Origin of the sequence: Sinobacterium caligoides, assembly GCF_003752585.1 — a bacterium.
GTDB lineage: Bacteria > Pseudomonadota > Gammaproteobacteria > Pseudomonadales > Sinobacteriaceae > Sinobacterium > Sinobacterium caligoides.
In genome coordinates this window covers 968533-991032 of the sequence record NZ_RKHR01000004.1, presented here as the reverse complement: position 1 = coordinate 991032, position 22500 = coordinate 968533, and the positions used below count along the sequence as shown (strand labels likewise).

The 22500-nt window shown below is 48.4% G+C and carries 15 protein-coding genes and 1 pseudogene; 13 read left to right on the top strand and 3 right to left on the bottom strand.

Going from position 1 to position 22500, the window contains the following annotated elements; translation table 11 throughout:
- Positions 1–77: 77 nt before the first annotated feature.
- Positions 78–5378, top strand: a complete 5301-nt coding sequence (locus EDC56_RS11020; RefSeq protein WP_123712558.1) for a DNA repair ATPase — start codon at positions 78–80, stop codon at positions 5376–5378.
- A gap of 64 nt (positions 5379–5442) precedes the next feature.
- A complete protein-coding gene (locus EDC56_RS11015) occupies positions 5443–5958 on the top strand; it encodes a rhomboid family intramembrane serine protease (protein WP_123712557.1) in 516 nt (171 codons plus the stop codon).
- A 110-nt stretch (positions 5959–6068) separates the two neighbouring features.
- Here the strand turns inward: EDC56_RS11015 and EDC56_RS11010 are convergent, their stop codons facing one another.
- Both EDC56_RS11010 and EDC56_RS11005 read right to left on the bottom strand, forming a co-directional pair.
- Positions 6069–7790 carry a glycosyl hydrolase family 18 protein gene (locus EDC56_RS11010; protein ID WP_123712556.1) on the bottom strand — a complete coding sequence of 574 codons (1722 nt, stop codon included), beginning with the start codon at positions 7788–7790 and terminating at the stop codon, positions 6069–6071.
- Positions 7791–8418: 628 nt separating this feature from the next.
- A complete protein-coding gene (locus tag EDC56_RS11005; RefSeq protein ID WP_162844157.1) occupies positions 8419–9405 on the bottom strand; it encodes an NAD-dependent epimerase/dehydratase family protein in 987 nt (328 codons plus the stop codon).
- A 176-nt stretch (positions 9406–9581) separates the two neighbouring features.
- Between EDC56_RS11005 and EDC56_RS11000 the strand changes: the two genes are divergently transcribed.
- From EDC56_RS11000 to EDC56_RS19950, 7 genes are all read left to right on the top strand, one after another.
- Complete coding sequence (locus EDC56_RS11000) at positions 9582–10385, top strand: helix-turn-helix domain-containing protein (protein WP_123712554.1); 804 nt, start codon at positions 9582–9584, stop codon at positions 10383–10385.
- Between the two features lie 465 nt (positions 10386–10850).
- Complete coding sequence (locus EDC56_RS10995) at positions 10851–11483, top strand: DUF4136 domain-containing protein (RefSeq protein ID WP_123712553.1); 633 nt, start codon at positions 10851–10853, stop codon at positions 11481–11483.
- Positions 11484–11766: 283 nt separating this feature from the next.
- The gene (locus tag EDC56_RS10990) at positions 11767–13935 is read left to right on the top strand and encodes a S8 family serine peptidase (RefSeq protein WP_162844156.1); all 2169 of its coding nucleotides are present in this window, start codon (positions 11767–11769) and stop codon (positions 13933–13935) included.
- A gap of 519 nt (positions 13936–14454) precedes the next feature.
- Positions 14455–15141 (top strand): lytic polysaccharide monooxygenase auxiliary activity family 9 protein, encoded by a 687-nt coding sequence (locus tag EDC56_RS10985; RefSeq protein WP_123712551.1) that lies wholly within the window; start codon positions 14455–14457, stop codon positions 15139–15141.
- A gap of 273 nt (positions 15142–15414) precedes the next feature.
- Entirely contained in the window at positions 15415–16869 is a 1455-nt protein-coding gene (locus EDC56_RS10980) for a protein adenylyltransferase SelO (protein WP_123712550.1), read from the top strand.
- Positions 16870–16962: 93 nt separating this feature from the next.
- On the top strand, positions 16963–17496 hold the full coding sequence (locus EDC56_RS10975; protein ID WP_162844155.1) for a GNAT family N-acetyltransferase: 534 nt from the start codon (positions 16963–16965) through the stop codon (positions 17494–17496).
- A 51-nt stretch (positions 17497–17547) separates the two neighbouring features.
- Complete coding sequence (locus tag EDC56_RS19950; RefSeq protein WP_281273358.1) at positions 17548–17670, top strand: hypothetical protein; 123 nt, start codon at positions 17548–17550, stop codon at positions 17668–17670.
- A gap of 16 nt (positions 17671–17686) precedes the next feature.
- Here the strand turns inward: EDC56_RS19950 and EDC56_RS19460 are convergent, their stop codons facing one another.
- Positions 17687–18031, bottom strand: a complete 345-nt coding sequence (locus tag EDC56_RS19460) for a hypothetical protein (RefSeq protein ID WP_148059388.1) — start codon at positions 18029–18031, stop codon at positions 17687–17689.
- 608 nt (positions 18032–18639) lie between these two features.
- Between EDC56_RS19460 and EDC56_RS10960 the strand changes: the two genes are divergently transcribed.
- The 4 genes and pseudogenes from EDC56_RS10960 to EDC56_RS10940 all read left to right on the top strand — a co-directional run bounded on the left by EDC56_RS10960 (position 18640) and on the right by EDC56_RS10940 (position 22481).
- A complete protein-coding gene (locus tag EDC56_RS10960; RefSeq protein ID WP_148059387.1) occupies positions 18640–19446 on the top strand; it encodes a hypothetical protein in 807 nt (268 codons plus the stop codon).
- A gap of 686 nt (positions 19447–20132) precedes the next feature.
- A pseudogene (locus EDC56_RS10950) lies at positions 20133–20522 on the top strand (N-acetyltransferase family protein); the annotation flags it as partial.
- A gap of 51 nt (positions 20523–20573) precedes the next feature.
- Positions 20574–21359, top strand: coding sequence for a tRNA pseudouridine(38-40) synthase TruA (gene truA / locus EDC56_RS10945; RefSeq protein ID WP_123712543.1), 786 nt, complete (start codon positions 20574–20576; stop codon positions 21357–21359).
- Between the two features lie 198 nt (positions 21360–21557).
- Entirely contained in the window at positions 21558–22481 is a 924-nt protein-coding gene (locus EDC56_RS10940) for an alpha/beta fold hydrolase (RefSeq protein WP_162844154.1), read from the top strand.
- Positions 22482–22500 lie beyond the last annotated feature (19 nt).

The window sequence follows — 22500 nt, the reverse complement described above, 5'->3', positions numbered from 1 at the left end:
CCAGAGCGACCCAGCAACGCTATACGTTGTAGCAACGGGCTGCTATTGGTCGGTCGGCATGGCGAAAGGATGAATGAATGGTGCAGCAAGATCAATCCGTTGAGTTAGCTTCGGATGTTGTCGATAGCGCAGTTGCTCAGGGCGGCGCCTATGAGGTAATCAAAAAAAGGTTACTCGATCAGGGGCAGCAGCTGGATCAGCAAGCGCGCGAGCTAAATCAGGCTCGACTTAATGAATTCGGTAGCTCAGAGATGAGTGTGACCGCGCGCGTCAGGGTTCGTACGGAAAACAACTGTATTGCTCGTGATATTGTTCAGGTGGGTGACCACCTGCTGTTCGGTTACAATGTTTTTATTGGGTTAAAAAAAGAAACGAAAGTTGAAGATGTTTTTGCGCTGTTCGATATTTGTGAAGAGCAGGGCAGTTTTCACATGCAAGCCGTCGATTTGGCTGGTTCGTTTCTCAATGAAAGTAGTTTTGTAAATGATTTCGATGAGCTTTATCGTTATTACAAAAATACCAAGCTAATTGAGTTAACGCTGAAAAATGGCAAGCTTTTAGCGGGTTTCCAGATTGGTGAGCGACTCGATGATATTCGTGTGTTCCGCTGGTCTGTTTCTGCCGATGGGCAGGAAATAAAATATATTGATAACCGTGGTGAACGCGATATACAGCTGCCTCCAGCCTATGATTTTGAGTGGGTAGAGACTGGCAGGGATGATGTGGTTAACGGTCGTCACGCTCATATCAATATATTAGATACGATTTTTGTCGAAACTGTCGGCGGCGACCTAACCATCAAGATAGAGAATAATACTGAGGACGGGCAAGGCATTTATCGCGAGCCTGTTGATGATGAAACTCAATCGCTTGATGATGCACAGATAAGCTATGCAGCTATTGGTCGCTTTATCTTATTAAAAGTACGCCCTTATCGTGAGGATCACTGGCGCTATCTCGTTTACAATACGATTACACAGTTGGTTTTGCGCATCGATGAGATTGGCCAGTCTTGCGTTCAACTGCCAGAAGATCACGGCATTATTTTTCCCGGTGGTTATTGCCTTCAGACCGGTGAGTATAAGCGCTTCGATGATCAGACAGAGGGGCTAAAGTTTGAACGAAAAATTCGCTCCCCTAATGGCGAAGACATCCTTTTTGTATTCTATCAGCCCGAGTTGGGTCAGGTAGGCTTATTCGCCTATAACCTGATTGAAAAAACGCTGCAAAACCCTATTTATGGTCATGGTTATGCACTGGCAGAGGATGGTCAGTTAGTGTTGTTTTCTGCCGAATCAGAGCCGACACGGGTTCACCCTATGCAGTTGTGGCAGACACCGTATTTTAGTGCGGAGTTTGCCAGCAAGGCACCGACGAGCCAGACATTTCTCGGGCGCATTGGCAACGCCGAATTGGTACGGGGGGTGTCTGATCTCTACAGTGTCTGTCGTATGATCGATAACCAGTCTGTGTCATCTAAGTTGTACGAAACACTTAGTCAGTCAGCAAAAAAACTTTTCGACAATCACTTTTGGATTGATAGTGATGAGACGAAAAAAATAGCCTCGCTCGTTAAGGAAGTGGAAAAAACTGCCGAGCTGGTTATCGATGAGTTTGAAAAAGTCGAAAGTATTCGTCAGCAGTCAAATAAAACGATGCTCGAGGCAGAGCAGCAACAGCAGGAACTGGTGCAATCGATAAGGCCAGATAATTGGCGGGTAGCCGAGGAATATGTTGATGCTTTAGGTAGGCTGCGTCGGCAGCGTGGCCGCTTGGTGACGATCAAGGAACATCGCTATATCGACCTTGAGAAGATTGAGGCTTTAGATTCGGAGCTACAACAGCTGGAGTCTTCCCTGAGCGAGCAGACAGTGGCTTTCTTGGCGAACCCGACCGCGCTTGAACCCTATCAAGAGAAAATAGAGGCGTTGAATCGACAGGTTGATGAGGCAGAGACGATCAGTGAACTGACGCCACTGATCGAGACAATTGATAATACTGCCTTAGGTCTCGATCTGTTGTCTGAGCTGATGAGTGCGTTAAAGGTCGAAGACACTACCGTTCGAACACAGATCATCGATGCGATATCTCAGGTTTACTCACAGATTAATCAGAGTAAGGCTAATGCCAAGCACAAGCAAAAAAACCTAGGTTCATCGGAAGCTATCGCGCAGTTTGGTGCGCAGTTTAAGTTATTCTCACAAAGCATAACGAATGCTTTGAGCCTCGCGTCAACGCCCGAGAGCTGCGACGAGCAGCTGTCTCGTCTGCTTGTTCAGCTGGAGGAACTCGAGAGTCAGTTTAGTGACTTTGAGCAGTTCTTAACCGACATCATGGATAAGCGTGATGAGATCTATGAATCGTTTGAGAGCCATAAGCAGCAGTTAATGGATGAGCGGCAACGAAAGGCTCAGTCGATTACTGATGCAGCCAGTCGTATATTGTCGAGTATTGAGAAGCGCTCACTGAAATTTACTGAAGCCGATGAGCTCAATACCTATTTTGCCTCCGACACGCTGGTGATGAAAAGCCGTGAGTTAGCTGAGCAGCTACGTGAGCTGGGTAACGCTGTAAAAGCTGACGATGTCGAGTCGCGATTTAAGTCGATTAAAGAGCAGGCATTGCGTGCGCTGCGGGATAAAACAGATATCTACGAGGAGGGCGGTAATATTATTAAGCTGGGGCCGCGCCATCGGTTCTCGGTTAATACGCAAGAACTTGACCTGACGATTATCCCTCGTGGTAGTGAGCTCAACATCCATCTTACTGGCACCGATTATTATGAGCAAATAGCTCACCCTGAGTTGCTGGGGTTGCGTGACTACTGGGAGATGTCGCTTGAGTCGGAGACGCCAGATGTCTATCGAGGCGAATATTTAGCCTCTTCGATCATTGAAGCTGCGATCGCTCAAACTGAGGGCATGTCGATGAATGCCCTGCGTACGGCGTTGAATGATGATCAGGCAATCAATAAGTTGGTTCGAGAGTTCGCCAGCCCTCGTTATAAAGAGGGCTATGTAAAAGGTATACATGATCATGACGCGGTTCTTCTGCTCAAAGCGTTAATACCCGCGATTGATCGTGCTGGGCTTCTTAAGTACGACCCGCTAAGCCGAGGCTTGGCGCAAGTTTTTTGGGCCAATATAAAAAGTACAGCAAAAGACCGCTCGAGCTCGCCGAGAGGCTCTGACGCCTTGTCCTTTACTACCTGGCCAGAGCGTGCTCAATCGGCATTACAGATGCAGTCGATATTTGCGAGCAGTCAGGCATTGGAGTTGTTGGCGGAAGAGATTGCCAGCAGTTTGTCTGCTTTTGTTGGTGAGCACCCGCTGCCAGTTAATGAGCTCGACATTAGAAGGGCTTCTGACTACTTAGTGGAAGAGTTGGGCGCGGAGCGCGTAGAATTTGTCGGCAGTAAATATGCGACCCAATTGGTAGAGGAACTAAAGCGCTCGTTGGATAGTGCGACTTGGCGGCGCTATCAAATGGCATTAAACAAGATGTTGGGTTGGCCAGCAGAGCGCTGGAACCTAACGACCGCTTGGCTAAAGGCGTTGACTGAAGAAAAACAGTTGAGTCAACTGGAGCGCTATATCCCTGAGGCCGTAGCTTTGATCAATGCCGATGAACGACTGGATCGGCGGCTAACCGAGACCGATTTGGAGCTGACGATTGAGGGCCTGCTGGGTGAGCACAGCTCGATCAATAAGCGTGCCCTGTCATTCTCTCTGGACGCTTACTTGCAACGCATGGAGAGGCATCGCTTCGAGGTAGTGCCTGGCTACCAACGTTATCTAGAGGTGAGGCATGAGATTATTGCGAAGGAGCGTAATGCTTTACGGCTAGAGGAATTTAAGGCGCGACCATTGAGCTCTTTTGTGCGAAATCGATTAATCAATGAGTCTTACTTGCCGTTAATTGGTGATAATTTAGCGAAGCAAATGGGTACCGTCGGTGAGAATAAGCGCTCTGACTTGATGGGCCTATTAATGATGATTTCGCCGCCAGGCTACGGTAAGACAACGCTGATGGAGTATGTCGCCAATCGTCTTGGGTTGATTTTCATGAAAATTAACTGCCCCTCCCTCGGGCACGATGTGCTGTCACTTGACCCACAGCAAGCCCCGAACGCGACGGCACGGAATGAATTAGAAAAGCTGAATCTCGGTTTAGAGATGGGCAATAATGTCATGCTTTACCTCGATGACATTCAGCACACTCATCCCGAATTCCTACAAAAGTTCATATCCCTGTGTGACGGTACGAGGCGGGTTGATGGTGTTTGGAAAGGGCAAACCAAAACCTATGATATGCGTGGCAGGAAGTTTTGTGTTGTTATGGCGGGTAACCCTTATACGGAATCTGGTGAGGCATTCAAAATTCCTGACATGCTGGCTAACCGTGCTGACATCTACAATCTCGGTGATATTTTAGGTGGTATGGATGAGCAGTTCTCGCTGAGCTATATTGAAAACTCTTTGACCTCAAACCCCGTCTTAGCGCCGTTAGCCGTGCGTGATATGGACGATGTGTATAAGTTGATTAAGCTCGCAAAAGGCGACCGTGTTGCCAGCAGCGACCTGAGTCATCAGTACAGTGCTGCCGAAATTAATGAGATCACAGAGATCTTACAAAAAATGCTGACGGTTCAGCAGGTGATACTGAAGATCAATAAGCAATATATCGCCTCGGCGGCACAGGACGACAAATACCGTACTGAGCCGGCGTTCAAGTTGCAGGGTAGTTATCGCAACATGAACAAGATGACTGAGAAAATTACAGCGGTGATGAACGAGCAGGAAATGCTACAGATGATCGCCGATCATTATTTGGGCGAGGCGCAGTTGCTTACCACGGGCGCCGAGGATAACCTGCTCAAACTCGCCGAATTACGCGGCAATATGACGGAAGAGCAGGCGCTTCGCTGGCAGCAGATTAAGAAGGATTTCCTGCGTAACAAAGCCATGGGGGGAGATGATGGTGATGTGGGTGGCAGGGTTGTTGCGCAGTTATCCGATATGGTTACTGGTATTCAACAGCTTGCGGAAACCGCTAGTGAGGGCGGTGAGAAACAGCCGAAACACGCCGATGAAATTGCGCTGTTGACGACGATCGTCGAGAAGATTGCCGCTGCGCTGGAGAACCTAAGCCCTAATATCGAGGTTATTAATCAGCCAGTACCAGGTATGGATGGTGTGTTGACTGTTCTCGCAGAGACAATCGAACATAGTATTTACCCGCTGGTGCGTAGTATGGATAAGAAGCTTGATATCGATCTTCGTACTCATGACAAGATGCAGGGTATTGCTCAGCAGTTAAGGGAGCTAAAAGCGGCACAGCGGCCGCGAGTAAAGTCAAAGCCAAAGCCAGAGCGTTAGTAAATTGAAGCTGTCGAAGGCGCTTAGGGGAAAGTTGTGGCTTATAGCTGGCTTGGTAGTGACTATGTGCCTTGTGCATTTGGTCAATATTACTACGCCTGGCGGGCTGAGCGGGCTCGGCATTGTGCCTCGCTCTGTTGAGGGCAGTTTTGGTATTTTAATCGCGCCCTTTATTCACGCAAGTGCGGCGCACCTTGTGAGCAACTTAGTTGCTCTGTGTTTTTTTACGGCGATCAGCTTGTTGCGCTCGGTAAAGTTCTACCTAGTGAGCAGTGCCTTTATCATCATCGTAAGTGGTTGCTTGGTGTGGCTGTTAGGTCGATCGGCTTCCCATGTTGGTGCTAGTGGTTGGGTGTTTGGTTTATGGAGTTTATCGTTGGCGATGGCCTGGTTTGATCGCCGCCTGATCAATATGCTGCTCGCCTTGCTGGTGTGGCTGTTATATGGCGGGATGGTTTACGGAGTATTGCCGACTGATTCGCATGTTTCATACGAAGCACATTTTTTCGGTGCTGTAGCAGGTATTTTATTTGCATATATTTATTCACAGCTGGGCGTTAAGCAGAAAAATAAAGGCTAAATAAGTTGCTTCTATTACTCGTGTAGAGGTGCTTGTTCGTGCAAGCAGCGCAATAAAAAACGCTAAGGCCCAAGGCACTTAGCGCTCTGTCGTACTACTGTCGCATTTTGTTACTGTGTTTTTTCGGTGTGGCCTAGACCTTCGTGCATGGCGTTTAACAGGGTGCCGTTATCGGAGTCGATCTCCCAGGAGAAAATCCCCCCCAAGCCTTTTTCAGTGACAAAGTCACCTTTGGCCTTCACCGAACGTTTGTCATCGAAAGAGATGAAGGTGCCGGTCGTTTCGTTCCATAGGTAGGTTGCCTTGGCAATGTCGTCCCAGAACAGCTCGAAGCCATTGGCGCCTTGGCCATCTTCGCCGCCAAGCTGATTTTCTTCGATGCCTTGATAGTCAACGATACCGTCCTCCCAGAAACCATTTGCTTCAAGTCCAGTGATGGGCGTGCCGCCTGTCGCAGTTTCGACAAAGGGGCCGCTTGCATCGCCATTCGTGATGCCTGTCCAGCCACGACCATACATCGCTACGCCAACGCTGATCTTGTTCGCGGCGACACCTTTAGTGGTTAGATAGTTGACGACATCGTTGGCGTTGCTACCGTCGACGAGCGTGCTTCTAGTATCGGTATCATAGATACCTGTTTGGTGACCGTAGGTTTGATCCCAGGTGCCATAGTAGTCGTAGGTCATCACATTGACTTGGTCCATTGAGTCAATGGCATTCTCCCAGTCAATTTCGCTGATTTTACTAACGCCGCCACTGACGGCTGCCGTTAGCTCGTAAGTTCTGCCGTTTTCTATTTCCAACTCATCTAATGCTGCGCGCAACTCTTGCATTAAGATCGCAAAGTTTTTCCCATCATCGGGAGAGCCTAGCGTAGAGTTGGCACCACCACCACCGGGGAACTCCCAGTCAATATCGATGCCATCGAAGAAGTCATACTGGTCGATGAGGGCGATAATCGAAGTGATGAAAGTTGCTCTTGCTGCTGGGTTAGAGGCGATCTCGTAGAATGGGTCTGATAAAGTCCAACCACCGACAGAAGGGATAATCTTCACATCCGGATAGGTCATCTTCATGCGGTAGAACTCAGCAAAAATGCCTTTTACAGGATCATCCCAACTTCCAGTTGCGTCCATATCATTTTTTTCGAGAGCAGCATACTTATCGTGTACGACGACTTGGTAGTCTTCCTTGTCGGCACACTGTTGGTCTAGTGCTGATTTGGCGGTACCGGTTAAAGAGGTATTTGGGCCGCAGATGGGAATAAATCCGTACATGATGTGAGTTAGGTTTTCGACGGGAATATCCTTGGGGTAAAACTGACGGCCGTGAACGCCCCACTCGACAAAATAGGTCGCCACACGTTTGCCATCGGTGTTGTTGTAAGGCTTGTTCTTTTCGCGCATACCTGCGGCTTTTCGCGCCTCCCATTCGGAGTTATCTAAATATTCCCAAGGGGTTTTGTCGCTGACAGCGTTGTCATTGCCAACACTAAAAACTGTCGCAGCACTGCTAGAACAGTCGTCTGCAAGGCATAACTTTGCGACTAATGAATGCGCACCGATGGCAAAGTCTTGCGTGCATGTAGCTGTTTGCGCGTTCTCTCCATTAGGCGTCAGCGTGCCTTCGCAGATGACCGTGCCATTATCGAGCAGCGACCAAGAATCGCCGTTGTTGCCCCACCACATGTTCCAGGTGACGGGTAAATTATCGCCGCTTGCGTAGGTTGATTCCATCCATGTAATTGCTAGGTCCCCAGGCGTCGCTGAAAAGGCCGGTGCCGTGAGCAAACACATTGCGCCACTTAATGCTGCTATCCGTAATGATTTCATATTCTCTCCATAAGTTTATTTTTTTAGTTCGATAAATCCGTGTTAATAAAACATTAAAGCCTGCGCAGGCATTCCACACTTCTCACGCTATCATCGCGCTGACAGCGCTGTCAAACCTGCCTTTAGATTGCTTGCAATAAAACGCTGAAATAACTTTTGGCTCATAACTACATGTTTTGACGGTTGTTATTGTTGTTGTGTTTGGCGTCGTCTACGATGGGAGAAACCTTTGGTGGTTAAATACTTAACCGTCTGTAATGACATCTAATATGCTGCTTTTTTAGTGTTTTTGTTGTGTTCTGTTTTTTCTTTGTGTGTATTTCTTTATAGATTTTTGGTTGTTTGTTTTTTGTGATGGAGTAGGGGGTTTATCTTGTGTTTGTTTTTCTATTTTTCTGTGAAGAGAGCTTTTGGCGGGATATTGCTATTTCTATTTTTGAACTTAAGCGTCGGGTGGGGTGCGCTATTTCTTTATAGGTTGCTCTTTGAAGCGCTGATTTATTTTTTAGTTGCATACCTCTCGTAATCTTTTTCGAGAGGTATTCGAGAGGTATGCGAAAAGTTTACGAGAGAATTTGCGAACAGGTTTTCGGGGGAGGGCGTTTTTCTTCTCATCAATTATGCGTCTTTATTGCTCCAGATAGCTATCAACAGCTTCTTCAATTGATTGCTTTACTGGTCGGGGTTGCCAGCCAAGTTGTTCGATGGCTTTTTTATTGCTGAGTGGCCAGGTCTGGTACATCAGGCGCGCGGAGTTATTGCTCAGTAGAGCGTCTCTGGCCAATAGACGGGCAAATAAGCCGATGACAGTGGTGCAAAGGTAGACCAGCGAGGTCGGGACGGCGCAAAGCAGCCTGGTAACTCCCGCTCTGCGCTCTGCTGTTTTAAACAGCTCTTTATTGCTGATATAGGACTCAGAGACGATGTAGCGTTCGCCTATAAGGCCCTTTTCTGCGGCGAGAATCAGTGCCTGTGCTGCATCGACGACGCCGACACACTCTGACTTGGCTTTTAGGTACACCGGCACCCTGCCTAAGGCGACTTGTTTGATCAGGTTACCGTGCGGTGTAGGTTGTAAGTCATCGGCACCATAGGTATTAGAGACGCAGCAGGCAATACCGGGGAAGCCATGTTCCTTTGCTGCATCTAATACATATTTCTCGGCAAGGAAGCGTGTACGCATATACTCGGTAAATAATTCCTCGTCGCTGGGGATGGCGTTTTCATCGGCGATGCCATGCTTAGGCTTGCCGATGGTGACAAGACTACTGGTAAGAATAAAGCGTTTGACGTTACATGCAGTCGCGGCATTGACCGCGTTGATCGTGCCTAACACGTTGGTTTGATAAAGCGGGCCGCTATTGAATAACCAGGCGCGAGTATCGACGGCAGAGTAGAAGACCCAGTCACAGCCACTCATGGCCGCTTTTAATGAAGTGACATCGGCGACGTCACCGATGGCCTTTTCATAGCTGAGGCCATCTAATGCGGTTAAGTCGCTGCTGGCGCGCACCATGATACGCACATTATAGCCCTGGCGAAGCAGCTCCTTGACCACATGGCTGCCTAAAAAACCACTGGCGCCAATGACTAGGGCCGTTGTAGTATTTATCATGAGTGACTCTCCTATTATTCTTCGTATTAATAGCCACATAGCTGTTCCGGTAAAGGTTTCGTCATGGCTTTTCCGCTGTCTATAATCGTAGTGCTTTGCTGTTAATGACGACATACCCAAAATGGGCATAGTGCATCTAACGATTGCTATGAATTTATCGCCAGGAGGGAGAAGGCATGGTTAAGTTTGCGGGCGCCGAGACCTTCGGTCAGGTTTTAAAGGCATTGAGAAAGGCGCAGGGCTTGTCACAGATGGCGTTTGCCGAGCGTGCCAATACCACGACGCGCAACATTTCAAATCTCGAAACGGGAAAAACCACCCCGACACGGTCGATGGTCAAGCGGCTGTCAACTTGTCTGCAAAGTAGCGATCAATCTTATAGCGAGCTGATGCGTGTCGCGGGTTTCGCCTATGACAGCCACAGTAATAATGAGGTTGAAGAGTACCAGGGAGAAGTACAGCTAGCCGTTGATCTATTGCTGAGTCGCCACTCGCCTTATCCTGCCATCGTGGTGAATCGTCGCTACGAAGTGATACAAATTAATGAGGGATTTCGCGCGGCATTGATTTTTTTGATGGGGGACAGCTATAGCGAGCTTAAGCTGCCCATCTCGTTGTTTAACGTCTTGTTTGGTCTAGATGCCTTTAATGATAGTTTTGTCGAACGGGAAAGATACACCCGCTTTCTCATTCAGCGAGTGTATCGTGAGCAGTTAAACAACATCGATAGTGCCAGCTTAATCAACGAGTTGAGGTCCGAACTGCCACATATACCCGACTCGTGGTGGAGTTTTGATCCACATTATCAGCCGAGTCCTAACTTGCGCACTGACTTGCAGATTTTAGGCGAGAGCTATGAGGCACTTGGTGTGCTGCAGAGTATTGGCTCACCACACGACCTGGGTGGCAATTCGACCCGTGTGATTCTAGTTTACCCGCTCAATGAGCCGGCGGAACAATTGTTCAATAGTTGGGGCTGAGAGGGAGAGGTGACGCGCCAGTAGTGTGTCAGTGTCTGCGCTTCGTGAGGGTAACAAAAAGTTGATTTTTTACTGATCTTGGTATAATTGCGTATGTCGCTGAGGTGCAGATTTAGTAAGCTTGCACTCCCGAATTATCGGCTTCTTGAAAGTATATTGATTATAATTCAACCGTCACGGTTCGTGACTGAAGGAGATGAATATTAGTCGGTGATTAAAGTGGCAATAGCTGCTCGGGAGATTGTTAATATAATTCGAACGGTATGGCTGGATAATAAATGAAATTTGTTGAATTGAGCTTTTGTATGTCGTTTGGAATATTTGATGTGTGATATTGTTTTTTTGCTTAATAAGAGAAGCAAATAGCAAATTTGTTCGAGTGTTCAATATTCGCGCGATAGATATCATATTATGTGTGCAGAGGCAGGCGCTGAATAAGCGCTGTATGTAAAAGAGGATGTTATCATGACAAGATTAAAGACTATTCAAGCGGGGGTTTCGTTGACGCTTGCCGCGCTAATGCTCACAGCCTGTACGACCACGACGACTGAGTCTGTTCAGCCAGAGGATTCGATGTCGAAAATTTCTGTATTAGCACTCGATGTGGCCAATATTCAGATCAAGCCAACGGACACCTTTAAGTGGCACGATGACCTTATTATTGTCGGTGTTGATAAGGACACCAAGGAGGCTAAAGAGGCAACGGCAAGGCGTTTAACGAGTGAGATCGAAAGTACCATCAAGGCGCATGGTCATGAGTTTATCAGTGATAAACAGCAGCAGAGTGATTATCAAGTCTCAGCTATTGCCGCACTCGGTAAGGATGGTGCTGAGGCACCCAACCTGGTGTTACGCTTCGGTGTCGATCCCGGGCTGGTGGGTGGGCCGGGCACCCATTATGATAAAGGCGCCTTAGCTATTCGCGTGACAGATGCGCAGGGGGTGTTGTTATGGCGTGGCATCGTACAGGTTTTCATTGATGAGAATGTGGATGCCGAAACGCGTCAGCATCGTACGGAACGCGCGGTTGAAGCTGTATTTGAAGAGCTATTCGCCAAGCAGGCGGAGGCTCCTGTCACTCATCAGTTGACGAATTAGCCTTAGGTGTTCGCCCACTCTTTGGGAGTGGGCCGTGATGCACCGGCCGCCCTAATACTGTCGTAAATCCTTACAGCGATCTTCGTCCTGTCCCTTTTCATCAATAGTCCAATGCGTTAGTGTAGCCGCATAACAGGCAATAACATGGTGCGTAACGACGCGCTATGGATCTGCTTCAAGCTTATATGGCCAGCTCAAGTAAGAGCGCTGCCGAAGGTCAAGAGTAAGCTAATAAGTAAATTAGCCCTGCTTTATGTGACTGATGACGTTAAGGACGACGACCATGAACACCCGCAAAACCCTCTTTGCTATTGCCCTCGTATCAGCGAGCGGTTACTACTATCTGCAGCATTATTCGCCCCAGCGAGAGCTTTTCCCTGCAGGTGAAGCTACGGCTGCTGAAAATAATGCGCCGGCCGTGCTTGATGTCGCGGGCGATAAAGCGGCGACGTTTGGCGGGGGCGAGACTCGGGCGAATGAACAGCACGGTTACCGGCTAACTAACCAAGTGGCTGAGCTTGCCTTCTTGGCGGATCAGGATGTAGCTGGGCGTCGTTATTTATCGACGAATGCCCTGCAAAGCTATGTCACCCAACCTGGCGAGAGTGTGATTCGCCTGAAGGGGGCTAATTTTGTTTTAGACCCTGAGCACGTCCCTAATATTGGCTCGGGGAGTGAGTATATTTACTTGCAGCTGACTGATGGGCTGACCGCGGAGACTCGTGATCAACTCGCTACGACCGGGGTGGTGCTGGAGCAGTTTATCGACAACAACACCTGGCTGATCGAGGTATCAAATGAGCAGGTCCAGCAGCTCACATTGTTGGATCAGGTCTATGCCATGGGGGAGCGTGATGTGAAAGATAAGGTGTCGCCCAGCATCCTTGAGCGTGGGGTAAGGGAGGCTAGCGAGAGTGGTTATGTGGTAGCCGTTGAGGTGTTAACGGCGGATGAGCGCCGTGAGCTTGAGCAATATTTATTGTCTACGGCCCTGGTTGAGGGGCCGGAAAATATCAAGCCCCTCGGTAAGACGGCCCTGCATGTTGAGGTTGCCGGGGCGAATTTTAACGCGATTGCGAATATCAACAGCGTGGCCTGGATTGACAACGCAGTCGGTGAGGAGATGATCAATAATAGTAACGCCGCTAAACTCTCTAATATTGATACTGTACGCCATGGCTTAGGCTTAACGGGGGCAGGTGTTCGTTTGGCTATTTGGGATGTTGGTGAGGTTGCTGGGCATTACGACCTCATAGCGCGCCTTACTGTGCAGGATGGTGGTGATCTATCAGAGCATGCGACTCATGTCGCAGGCACCATGGTTGGTGATGGTAGTCTCGATGCGAGGGCGAAAGGCATGGCACCTGCCGCGACCCTGCTAGCTTATGATATGGCTAACGATAGTATAGAAATGCGTCATGCCGCCGAAGACCTTAAAATTGTTATTAGCAATCACTCTTATGGCACTAAAGTGGGCTGGGTGCTCGACAAAAAAACGGGCGATTGGTACTTCGTTGACAACCAATATCGATTTGGTAATTACAGTACCAAAGCAAGATTATGGGATGAAATTGTTAAAGATACAGGGTTAATTATTGTCAAGTCAGCGGGCAACGACCGTGACGATGGCCTGACCACGGCAAGTGAAAAGCAACCGGCAGATGGAGGGGGTACAGGGTTTAGTACTATCTCCTCGTATGCCAATGCGAAGAATATTATTACAGTCGGCGCTGTATATGATAGCGGCAGGATGACGAAGTTTAGTGGCTGGGGACCCAGTAACGATGGCAGAATAAAACCCGACGTTGTGGCTAATGGCGTTTGGCTTAAATCTACTGGTACTGACAATGATTATACTAGGATATCAGGCACATCTATGGCGGCACCCGTCGTTTCAGGCGCCTCAGCACTGCTCGTTGAGCGCTTCCGTCAGGTGTTTGATGAGGCCCCTAAGGCATCGCAGCTAAAGGCTGCGTTGTTACACACAGCGATGGATCAGGGCAACCCGGGGCCAGATTATGATACTGGCTGGGGGCTTGTTGATCTTGAGGCGGCGATTGACTTAGTCGATCAAGGGCGTGATCACCTGTTTGCTCGCACGATCACTAACGAGGCGGCAGAAAATTTATCGTTTGTGGTTCCTGCGCAGCAGTCGATGTTCAAATTGACGATGGTATGGACCGACCCTAAGGGCGCTGCCAGTTCGGCAAGCAATTTGATTAACGATCTTGATGTGGTGTTAGTCTCACCATCCGGCCAGCGTTTTTACCCCTGGGTAAAAGATTCGAACAGCCCTGCCAGCGCGGCGACAAGAGGGATTAATAACGTCGATAATATAGAGCAAGTCCTCGTTAACAATCCAGAGCCCGGCCATTGGAATGCCTATATTACAGGTGCTATTAACCAGGGTGATGGCCAGCAAGTGAGTGTGGCGACAAGCATAGCATTATAAAAAGCTAGCCTGGCTCTGCGAGAGGGTACTACTGCTCTCTCGTTTGTCTCATGACATACCATTGGTGATTTTTATTGTCGGTAGTTTTGGTTGGTTTTTTGTTTTTATTTTTTTGTGGTGTTGTGACGATGTTTTGCTCTGGTTTTTTTGCCGAGTTTCTGATTTAGATTTCTTCTGTGGTTTGTGTCTCATTTCTTTGCTGTGAAAGTATGTCCACTCTTTAATATTCTCTCGTTGTAAAATAAAGTTGTCGCTTTGTGTTTGCAGCCCATATTGTGGCTGATTGTTGTATGTTGCTGTTGTTTTCTTTTAAAACAATGTGTTGTTGGTCGCCCTGTCGGTGGTTGTTGGTCGGTTTTTTTAATTCTGTTTATTGTTGAAGGCTTCAGGCGAGAATATTACGCAGCTGAAGCTTCTCTTTTTTTATCGCACCTTGCCCATCTTTAATGTGTAAAGCCGCCGCCAACGCAGTAGCTTGTTTGTGGGAGCTAAAAATAATTAAACAGGACTTACAATAAAATGATAAAAAAATTATCGCTAGTGGCTGGCTGTTCAATTCTCTGCGCATCGATGTTGCCCTCGCTCGTTCAGGCGCATGGCTATACCGTCGATCCTCCTTCTCGTCAGGCTTATTGTAATGAAGAAAGTGAGGCGTTTTATTGGCCCGCGGGTGGCACGGGGATCACTAATGCCGCCTGTAAGGCTGCCTACGATAAATCAGGCAGTACTATCATCGATCAGATTGATCAATATGCGATTAACGTGGCTAAGTACACGGATATGGAAGAGGTTAAGAAGGCCATTAGTGGTGGCACGGTATGCTCCGCTAATAATGATATTCTCAGTGGCATCGATGTAGCGTCAGCCGATTGGAAGCGTACGGAGGTAGCATCAGGGGCGACTATTGAGCTTAAGTTCATGGCGACGACGGTGCATAACCCAAGCTATTGGGAGGTTTATATCTCCAAGCCTGATTATGACGAATCAAACGAGAAGCTAGACTGGGATGATTTGACTAAAATTGACTTGGCTGATTATAAAAATTTAGAGGCATGGGTGGGTGATGATGAAAAAAGTTACTTTACCTTGTCGGTACCGCTTCCCGAACGAACAGGTAATGCAGTCTTGGTGACTCGCTGGCAGAGAGATGATCCAGCAGGAGAAGGTTTTTATAATTGCAGCGACATCACCTTTTCTGCGCCCTAAAAAGAGCGATATGTGGAGAAGAAAATAGCGTCTAGAGTATTCTAGTCGCTTTTTTTTCTTGTATGGGCGGGCGAATAACAGCAAAGTGTTTGTGTTCGCACGCTTAGGGCTAGTTGTCGTCATTTATTATTAGCCCCGTTTGTTAGCGTAGATTAGCTGACAACGATTGATGGTCGTTGCCAGTCATTGCTGTCGGCAATATCGCTCGTTTGTGGCCATTGACTGCAAGCGCTAGAATAAGCGTAATAACTGGTCGATAACAGGGCACGAATAATGGATTTTGCAAATACCTATGTGGCGTTAGGTGAGCGCTTCTACCAGCGCTCAGAGCCCACTCCGGTGTCGTCACCGACGCTGTTGCTGTGGAATACTCGTCTAGCGGAGCAGTTGTCGCTGAGGCAAAAGCCGGCCTCGGATGCCGAGGCGTTAGCGGCGATATTTTCTGGTAACACCTTACCAAAAGGGGCAGAGCCGATAGCGAGCGCTTACGCCGGCCATCAGTTTGGTAACTTTAATCCACAGCTGGGTGATGGTCGGGCGCATCTATTGGGTGAACTGCTGGATGACCAGGGCTGTCGTTGGGATCTGCAGCTGAAAGGCTCAGGGCGTAGCGCCTTTTCGCGCAATGGCGACGGCCGCTGTGCTATCGGTCCAGCGGTGCGTGAGTTTATCATGAGTGAGGCGATGCAGGCTTTAGGCGTACCGACGACGCAGTGTCTCGCGGTGGTTACTACTGGGGAGTCGGTATACCGTAAAACGGCGGAGCCTGGGGCGGTGGTAACCAGGGTGGCGTCGAGCCATATTCGCCTCGGTACTTTTCAGTACTTTGCCGCTCGAGGTGATCGTGAGTCCTTGACTAAACTGGCCGATTACACGATTGATCGCCATTATCCAGAGGTGCGTGAGCTAGCGGGCAATGACCATGTATTGCTGCTGGACAAGGTCATTGAGAAGCAGATTACGTTGGTGGTAGCGTGGATGCGGGTGGGCTTTATTCACGGTGTGATGAATACCGATAACACGGCGATCTGTGGTGATACCATCGACTTTGGTCCGTGTGCGATGATGGGAGTCTATGACCCGCAGACGGTCTATAGCTCGATCGACACTAGTGGTCGTTACGCCTTCGGCAGCCAGCCGGATATTGCACACTGGAATATGGTACGTTTTGCCGAATGTATTTTGGCGTTGTACGAGCAGGGTGATGAGGCAATATTTCAGCAGGTCGAGCCGTTGATCAGCGACTTCCCCCGCCGTTTTCAGCAGCAGTATATGGCGATGATGGCGGCCAAGTTCGGTATGGCGATAGCGGAGCCGGATGACGACAAGCTGATTCGTTCGTTGCTTGATAGCTTCAGCCAGCGCCAGGTTGATTACACCATCGGTTTCGATCGGTTGACGGAGTCGCTGCAGAGTGAGGCGGCGGCAGATCAGGCCGCAGAGCTGTTGGGCTCGGCGTTTCCGGCGTGGCGGCAGCGGCTGGCCCGTCAGGCGACTACAGACGATGAGGTGTATGTCTTGATGCGCGGACAAAATCCGCGGCTGATTCCTCGTAATCATCTCATGGAACAGGTGCTACAGAGTTGCACCGAGAGCGGCCAAGCGACGGCGGCGGAGCCGTTCCTCGAAGCACTGCGCTCCCCTTATGAGGAGACGCCGCAGACTGCGAAATACCAATCTGTCGATGAGGATTTTGACCGCGGCTATCGCACTTTTTGCGGTACTTAGCTTGGTTTTTAATGAGCTTTTGCTGTGCGCCCGTTGTGGTGGTAGGTTTACATATGATCCAGTATTCTAACAATATAATAATGTGGCATGGTAATGAGGGAGAAAGCTTTAATGCGCTGTAGAGAGGCAAGGTTGGAGGATGCCGTTGCAGTATTGCAGCTATTCCATAAGTTAGATGTTGAGAGCGATTATATGTTGTTCGAGCCCGGCGAACGTACGACAACCGTTTGCGAGCAAGAGGCGATTATCCGCTCGTTCACGCAGGATACGACGAAGCGAATGTTTGTTGCTGAAGATGGCCAGCAAATTTGTGGTCTGTGTATTTTACAGGGGGGCAGTTTAAACAGAAATAAACATGTTGCCTCACTGGTGATTGGTGTGGAAAAAGCGTATTGGCGAAGCGGTGTCGGTTCGCTGCTGATGGACACTATCTTAAGCATCGCTGAGGCGGCGGCGATAACACGCCTAGAGCTGACGGTGCATAGCACCAATGCGAGAGCAGTTAAGCTCTATCAACGATTCGGTTTTGTCATTGAGGGAGAGCGGCGTGGCTCGATCAATCTCGAGGGGACACGGGTTGATGAGTATTATATGGCCAGACTATCGCCGGCGGTTGCGTCGGCGTAGACAAGCGGTTATCGCCAGGACAGTGTTTCTCGATGCCTTGGAGCTTGCCGAATGTACTACTATCATGTGACTACTGCTTACAAGGGCTGCAACTACTTTGGCTGGCAGGCACAGTCGACGGCGACGCAGGTAGAGGAAAAGCCGACTATCGAGGGCGTATTCGTAACGCCTTAAATAAAATAACAAATTATCAGCCTTGCACGGTATCGGCGGCCAGTCGAACCGATGCAGGCGTGTACGCGCAGGGGCAGTTGGCGAAGCTGAGCCTATCCCTTGAACTCAACGCTGAGCGCTTGTTGTTAGGCTTGAATGCCGCGCTCCCGATGATAGTCGCATCTTGACTTGTCAGCCTACGACGAAGAGCTATCAGCCCAACAGAAGCAGTATCAGCAAGGAGTAGCACTACTACTTCACGGCGGCGGCGGTGGACAATGTCGCTACCGCCGATATCGCGCAGCATCTGCCGATGATTAGCGGCGAGCCGGAGGCGATACAGCTGTTGCGTGATGCCTGCCAGCTGTTTGTCGGTCGGCATGACTTTTATAATTTTTGTCAGCGTGACAAATCCTTGGCCAGTTACGTCATGATTCTATTGGTTGTATTGAACGCTATATTATTCTACCTACCAATAAAATAAAGGTCATCGATTACTGCGACAACCTCACCTAAGAAACACTTTGCTGGCCAGTGCTTTGCGAATTTTTCTTCTTCACTACATTAATTATTTATTTCGGGTGGTTGTTAATTAACGACGGGGTTTCCTATGTTTTTAATTTACAGGTAACACACGTAAAGCATATAACAAGATGATTAAATAAAGAAATAACCGACACCTATGGGTGTTTTGTTGTTGTTGTTTTATCTACTGCACCTCATCTGCTATAGATGGAGTAAGGCGGCGCTCATCAGAGGCGCGTATCACAAATAAAACAATATAAAATGTATGGAAGATACATGTCTGCAGTCATAGCGCACTAAATAACATAAATAAAAAAACACAGAAATAACAGCAACAAACAATGGAAGGAAAAAAACAACTATACTAAATAGGGGGAGTATGACATTATTGATTTTTCGTCAACACTAACGAAAAAATTAAAAAATATAAAAGCAATCAGCTAACAACACTTTCAAGGAATGAAAATGTTAAAGAATAAAATCACGTATATCGCCGCACTACTCGCAACAAGTAGCGCTCTCACTCAGGCCTCTGAAGTCAAAGATGGCGCTACACAGATAGTCACCGAAATGACAAAGGAGCAAGTTGCCTGTGCCGATGCTAAATGGTCTTTAGATAATGCCCAATGGCATGCGAATTATGCGAAAACTGAGGCATTATATCGCTCTATTAAAGGCTCAGTAAAGTACACCGATAACATGAATGATTATAATTTATTTACTGGATTGGCAAGTAAATATGAAGCAGATAAAAAAATTCACTGCAGTGCAGAAGAGACAGCCAAACACAGTTTGGATGATCTCGTTCAACACTACACGCAAGCGGCTCAGTCCAACAGTTCTCCGGAAGTAAAAATTCAAAACTGGGGCTATGTCGCGACAGTCAACGTCGTCTGGGCGAGAAACGGTAAATACGATCACTATAAGTGGAATGATGCAGCTCAAGCGCGTGAAAATGCTGCTGCAGAGGCAGAGCGAGCACAGCTATGGGAGCTAGCAGAGATAAACCGTAAGAAGGCAGCTAAAGATTGGAGTGCCGTTAAAGACGCATATTCGTGCAAAGAAAACTGGGATAAGTATGCTGTTGCCAGGCAACAGCAAGGCTTAGCAACCACCAATTTGGAGCGTTTAAAAGCAGGCTGGTGCCATGTTGAGAAGAGCTCAAATGATGACCTTCATCTCCATAACTTACTACTATGGAACAAGCATGACCCTATGCCATACGTTTATTATAGCCCGGGACACCTTGCAGGATATCACCATAAATTTTAATAAAGGCAGCTCACCAAGCTCTCGAGAAGAGCAGAAATAATGTTCAAAGCCTTAATTGATAAAAATACATCTCTTAACCGAGGTGTTTATTGTCAACATAAGGTTTGCGCTGTAACGACTCAGTTACAGCGCAACCCTCGCTAGCCCCATCTCTCGCAACAATATTAATAAGCCCTGTCGATAGAAAATAATAACGCTGGCAGCTCCTATAATGTTTCTTCCATCGTTCTTTGCTATTGAAAGGAGCAAGTGTGTAAATTGGTATATAAGCGGCTGTTTAAAGGCTAACAGTTCCTCTCTCAGCCACAGTATTTCTGGGTCGCGCTGATGTTGAGTATGCCATGTTATCGAAATAGGGGTGAGGTGCATACAAAGAGTATATTGCTGTCGATAGCACAGTCGTGGCAGTCAAGCCAAAATCTCTGGATACGCTAATCTCAGCCGCCGTGCCATTGGCTTCCACCACCACATGGCAATCTCAGCTGGAAGGGGGTCAATTAAAGGCTGGGGAAAAATGTAGATTCATAATGTGGCCGGCGGTGTAGGCAGTTTTGCCGTACAAATAGCCAAAGCGCATGGGGCTTATGTAATAGGTACTGCATTGACAGCAAAAGAAGCGTATCTCAGAGGCATGAACGATTATATGTTGTTTTAACCCGTGAACGTAAGCAACCGTTTGCGAGCAAGAGGCGATGATCCGTTCGTTTGCACAGGATACGAGAAAGCGAATGTGTGTTGCTGAAGATGATCAGCAAATTTGTGGTCTGTGTATTTTACAGGGGGGCAGTTTAAACAGAAATAAACATGTCGCCTCACTGGTGATTGGTGTGGAAAAAGCGTATTGGCGAAGCGGTGTCGGTTCGCTGCTGATGGACAGTATCTTAAGCATCGCTGAGGCGGCGGCGATAACACGCCTAGAGCTGACGGTGCATAGCACCAATGCGAGAGCAGTTAAGCTCTATCAACGATTCGGTTTTGTCATTGAGGGAGAGCGGCGTGGCTCGATCAATCTCGAGGGGACACGGGTTGATGAGTATTATATGGCCAGACTATCGCCGGCGGTTGCGTCAGCGTAGACAAGCGGTTATCGTCTGGGCAGTGTTTCTCGATGCCCTGGAGCTGGCCGAATGTACTACTACCGCGTGACCATTGCTTATAAGGGCAGCAACTACTTTGGCTGGCAGGCACAGTCGACGGCGACGCAGGCAGAGGAAAAGCCGACTATCGAGGGGCGTATTCGTAACGCCTTAAGTAAAATAACAAACTATCAGCCTTGCACGATATCGGCGGCCAGTAGAACCGATGCAGGCGTGCACGCGCAGGGGCAGTTGGCAAAGCTGAGCTTATCCCTTGAACTCGATGCCGAGCGCTTGTTGTTAGGGCTTAATGCTGCGTTGCCCGATGATATTCGCATTTTGACGTGTCAGCCAGCGACGAAGAGCTATCAACCCAACAGAAGCAGTATCAGCAAGGAGTACCACTACTACTTTACGGCGGCGGCGGTGGACAATGTCGCTACCGCCGATATCGCGCAGCATCTGCCGATGATTAGCGGCGAGCCGGAGGAGATACAGCTGTTACGTGATGCCTGCCAGCTGTTTGTCGGTCGGCATGATTTTTATAATTTTTGTCAGCGTGATAAATCTTTGTCCAGTTACGTCCGAGAGATCTTTTACTGCGATATTCTGCCGGCGAACCTCTCGCCGTTAGCCAACGATGTCTACTACCTGAAGATTGTCGGTGACGGCTTTTTAAAATTTATGATTCGCTATCTTGTCGGCACTTTAATTGCACTGGCAAAGGGTAAGATTAGTCTCGATGATATCGTCGGCCACCTTTCTCGGCACCATGAGAGCAAGCTGAGCGGCAAGGCCAAGGCAAAGGGCTTGCATCTGATAGCGATAAAAGAGTGACGATATATTGTCGTCGTATTAAATTTGATTTTTTAATATTGTCCTTTTGTAGATTATCGCCTATCAAGATGATGCTGAGTAATATTGAGTGGGAAAAAGCTTTATCTGTCTGACGCAGGCGTTATGTTAGCACTGATGAGTTGTTCCTCAGCTCTATATTTAAATATGGAATTTGTGAAAATTAATCAGGATGGATTTATGAAGAATAAGAGTAGTCGGTTACTTTGTGCGGTAGTTCTTGGTTTTTTATCGCTGTGCGCCAGTGCTAAAGACCTCACGAATGTCGACGATGTTGAGCATCACTATACTGAGAACGAGGGTGTGAAACTCCATTACGCTGCCATGGGGCAGGGGCCGCTGGTGGTCTTTTTACATGGCTGGCCGGATTACTGGTACTCATGGATTGCGCAGATGAATGGCTTGAAGAAGCAGTATCGCGTCGTCGCCCTCGATACGCGTGGCTACAATGAGAGTGATCAGCCAGAGGCTGCCGAGGATTATGATCTCGCTGTGCTGGCGGCGGACGTTGAAGTGATCATACGTGCAGAGGGGCGCGAGAGTGCGACCATCGTCGGCCATGATTGGGGCGGCGCTATCGCTTGGTACTTCGCGATGACACGGCCTAGCTTGACCGATAGCTTGGTTGTGGTGAACTTTCCCCACCCGCTGGGTATCGCTCGCGAAGTCGCCAAGGGTGAGGAACAATATAATATGCTGGACTATGCGAGGAGCTTCACGCACCCCCAGTCCCACCTCTCACTCAGTACTGATTTATTATTGACCATTGTTGACCCTAACGGCGAAAAAGAGTCGCAGTACCGTGCCGCCTTTGATCGCTCGAGCTTCAATGGCATGATGAATTATTACCGCCAAAACTTGCCAAAGATTAGCAAGGAGTTTTTTCAAGACTTAGATAATGTGCAGGTGCCCGTTTTGCAGGTCCATGGTCTCGAGGATATCGCGCTACACCCGGGCGGCCTCGACGGCACCTGGCAGTGGCTGGATAATAACTACACCTTGCTGACGCTGCCGCAGACCGGCCACTGGTCGCATCACGAGGAAGCCGAGACCGTTAATAAGGCGATGAAAAAGTGGTTGCGACAGTACGGACCACGTCGATAGCGTTCGTGCGCAGTGATTG

What these genes read in the sequence shown, in the direction of transcription:
- EDC56_RS10960 (WP_148059387.1), top strand. Translation starts at nt 18,640, where the DNA reads ATGTTAAAGAATAAAATCACGTATATCGCCGCACTACTCGCAACAAGT.
- EDC56_RS19460 (WP_148059388.1), bottom strand. Translation starts at nt 18,031, where the DNA reads ATGCCGACCGACAAACAGCTGGCAGGCATCACGCAACAGCTGTATCGC.
- EDC56_RS11020 (WP_123712558.1), top strand. Translation starts at nt 78, where the DNA reads ATGGTGCAGCAAGATCAATCCGTTGAGTTAGCTTCGGATGTTGTCGAT.
- EDC56_RS11015 (WP_123712557.1), top strand. Translation starts at nt 5,443, where the DNA reads ATGTGCCTTGTGCATTTGGTCAATATTACTACGCCTGGCGGGCTGAGC.
- EDC56_RS19950 (WP_281273358.1), top strand. Translation starts at nt 17,548, where the DNA reads ATGTACTACTATCATGTGACTACTGCTTACAAGGGCTGCAACTACTTT.
- EDC56_RS11010 (WP_123712556.1), bottom strand. Translation starts at nt 7,790, where the DNA reads ATGAAATCATTACGGATAGCAGCATTAAGTGGCGCAATGTGTTTGCTC.
- EDC56_RS10975 (WP_162844155.1), top strand. Translation starts at nt 16,963, where the DNA reads ATGAGGGAGAAAGCTTTAATGCGCTGTAGAGAGGCAAGGTTGGAGGAT.
- truA (WP_123712543.1), top strand. Translation starts at nt 20,574, where the DNA reads ATGTACTACTACCGCGTGACCATTGCTTATAAGGGCAGCAACTACTTT.
- EDC56_RS10985 (WP_123712551.1), top strand. Translation starts at nt 14,455, where the DNA reads ATGATAAAAAAATTATCGCTAGTGGCTGGCTGTTCAATTCTCTGCGCA.
- EDC56_RS11000 (WP_123712554.1), top strand. Translation starts at nt 9,582, where the DNA reads ATGGTTAAGTTTGCGGGCGCCGAGACCTTCGGTCAGGTTTTAAAGGCA.
- EDC56_RS10990 (WP_162844156.1), top strand. Translation starts at nt 11,767, where the DNA reads ATGAACACCCGCAAAACCCTCTTTGCTATTGCCCTCGTATCAGCGAGC.
- EDC56_RS10980 (WP_123712550.1), top strand. Translation starts at nt 15,415, where the DNA reads ATGGATTTTGCAAATACCTATGTGGCGTTAGGTGAGCGCTTCTACCAG.
- EDC56_RS10940 (WP_162844154.1), top strand. Translation starts at nt 21,558, where the DNA reads ATGAAGAATAAGAGTAGTCGGTTACTTTGTGCGGTAGTTCTTGGTTTT.
- EDC56_RS10995 (WP_123712553.1), top strand. Translation starts at nt 10,851, where the DNA reads ATGACAAGATTAAAGACTATTCAAGCGGGGGTTTCGTTGACGCTTGCC.
- EDC56_RS11005 (WP_162844157.1), bottom strand. Translation starts at nt 9,405, where the DNA reads ATGATAAATACTACAACGGCCCTAGTCATTGGCGCCAGTGGTTTTTTA.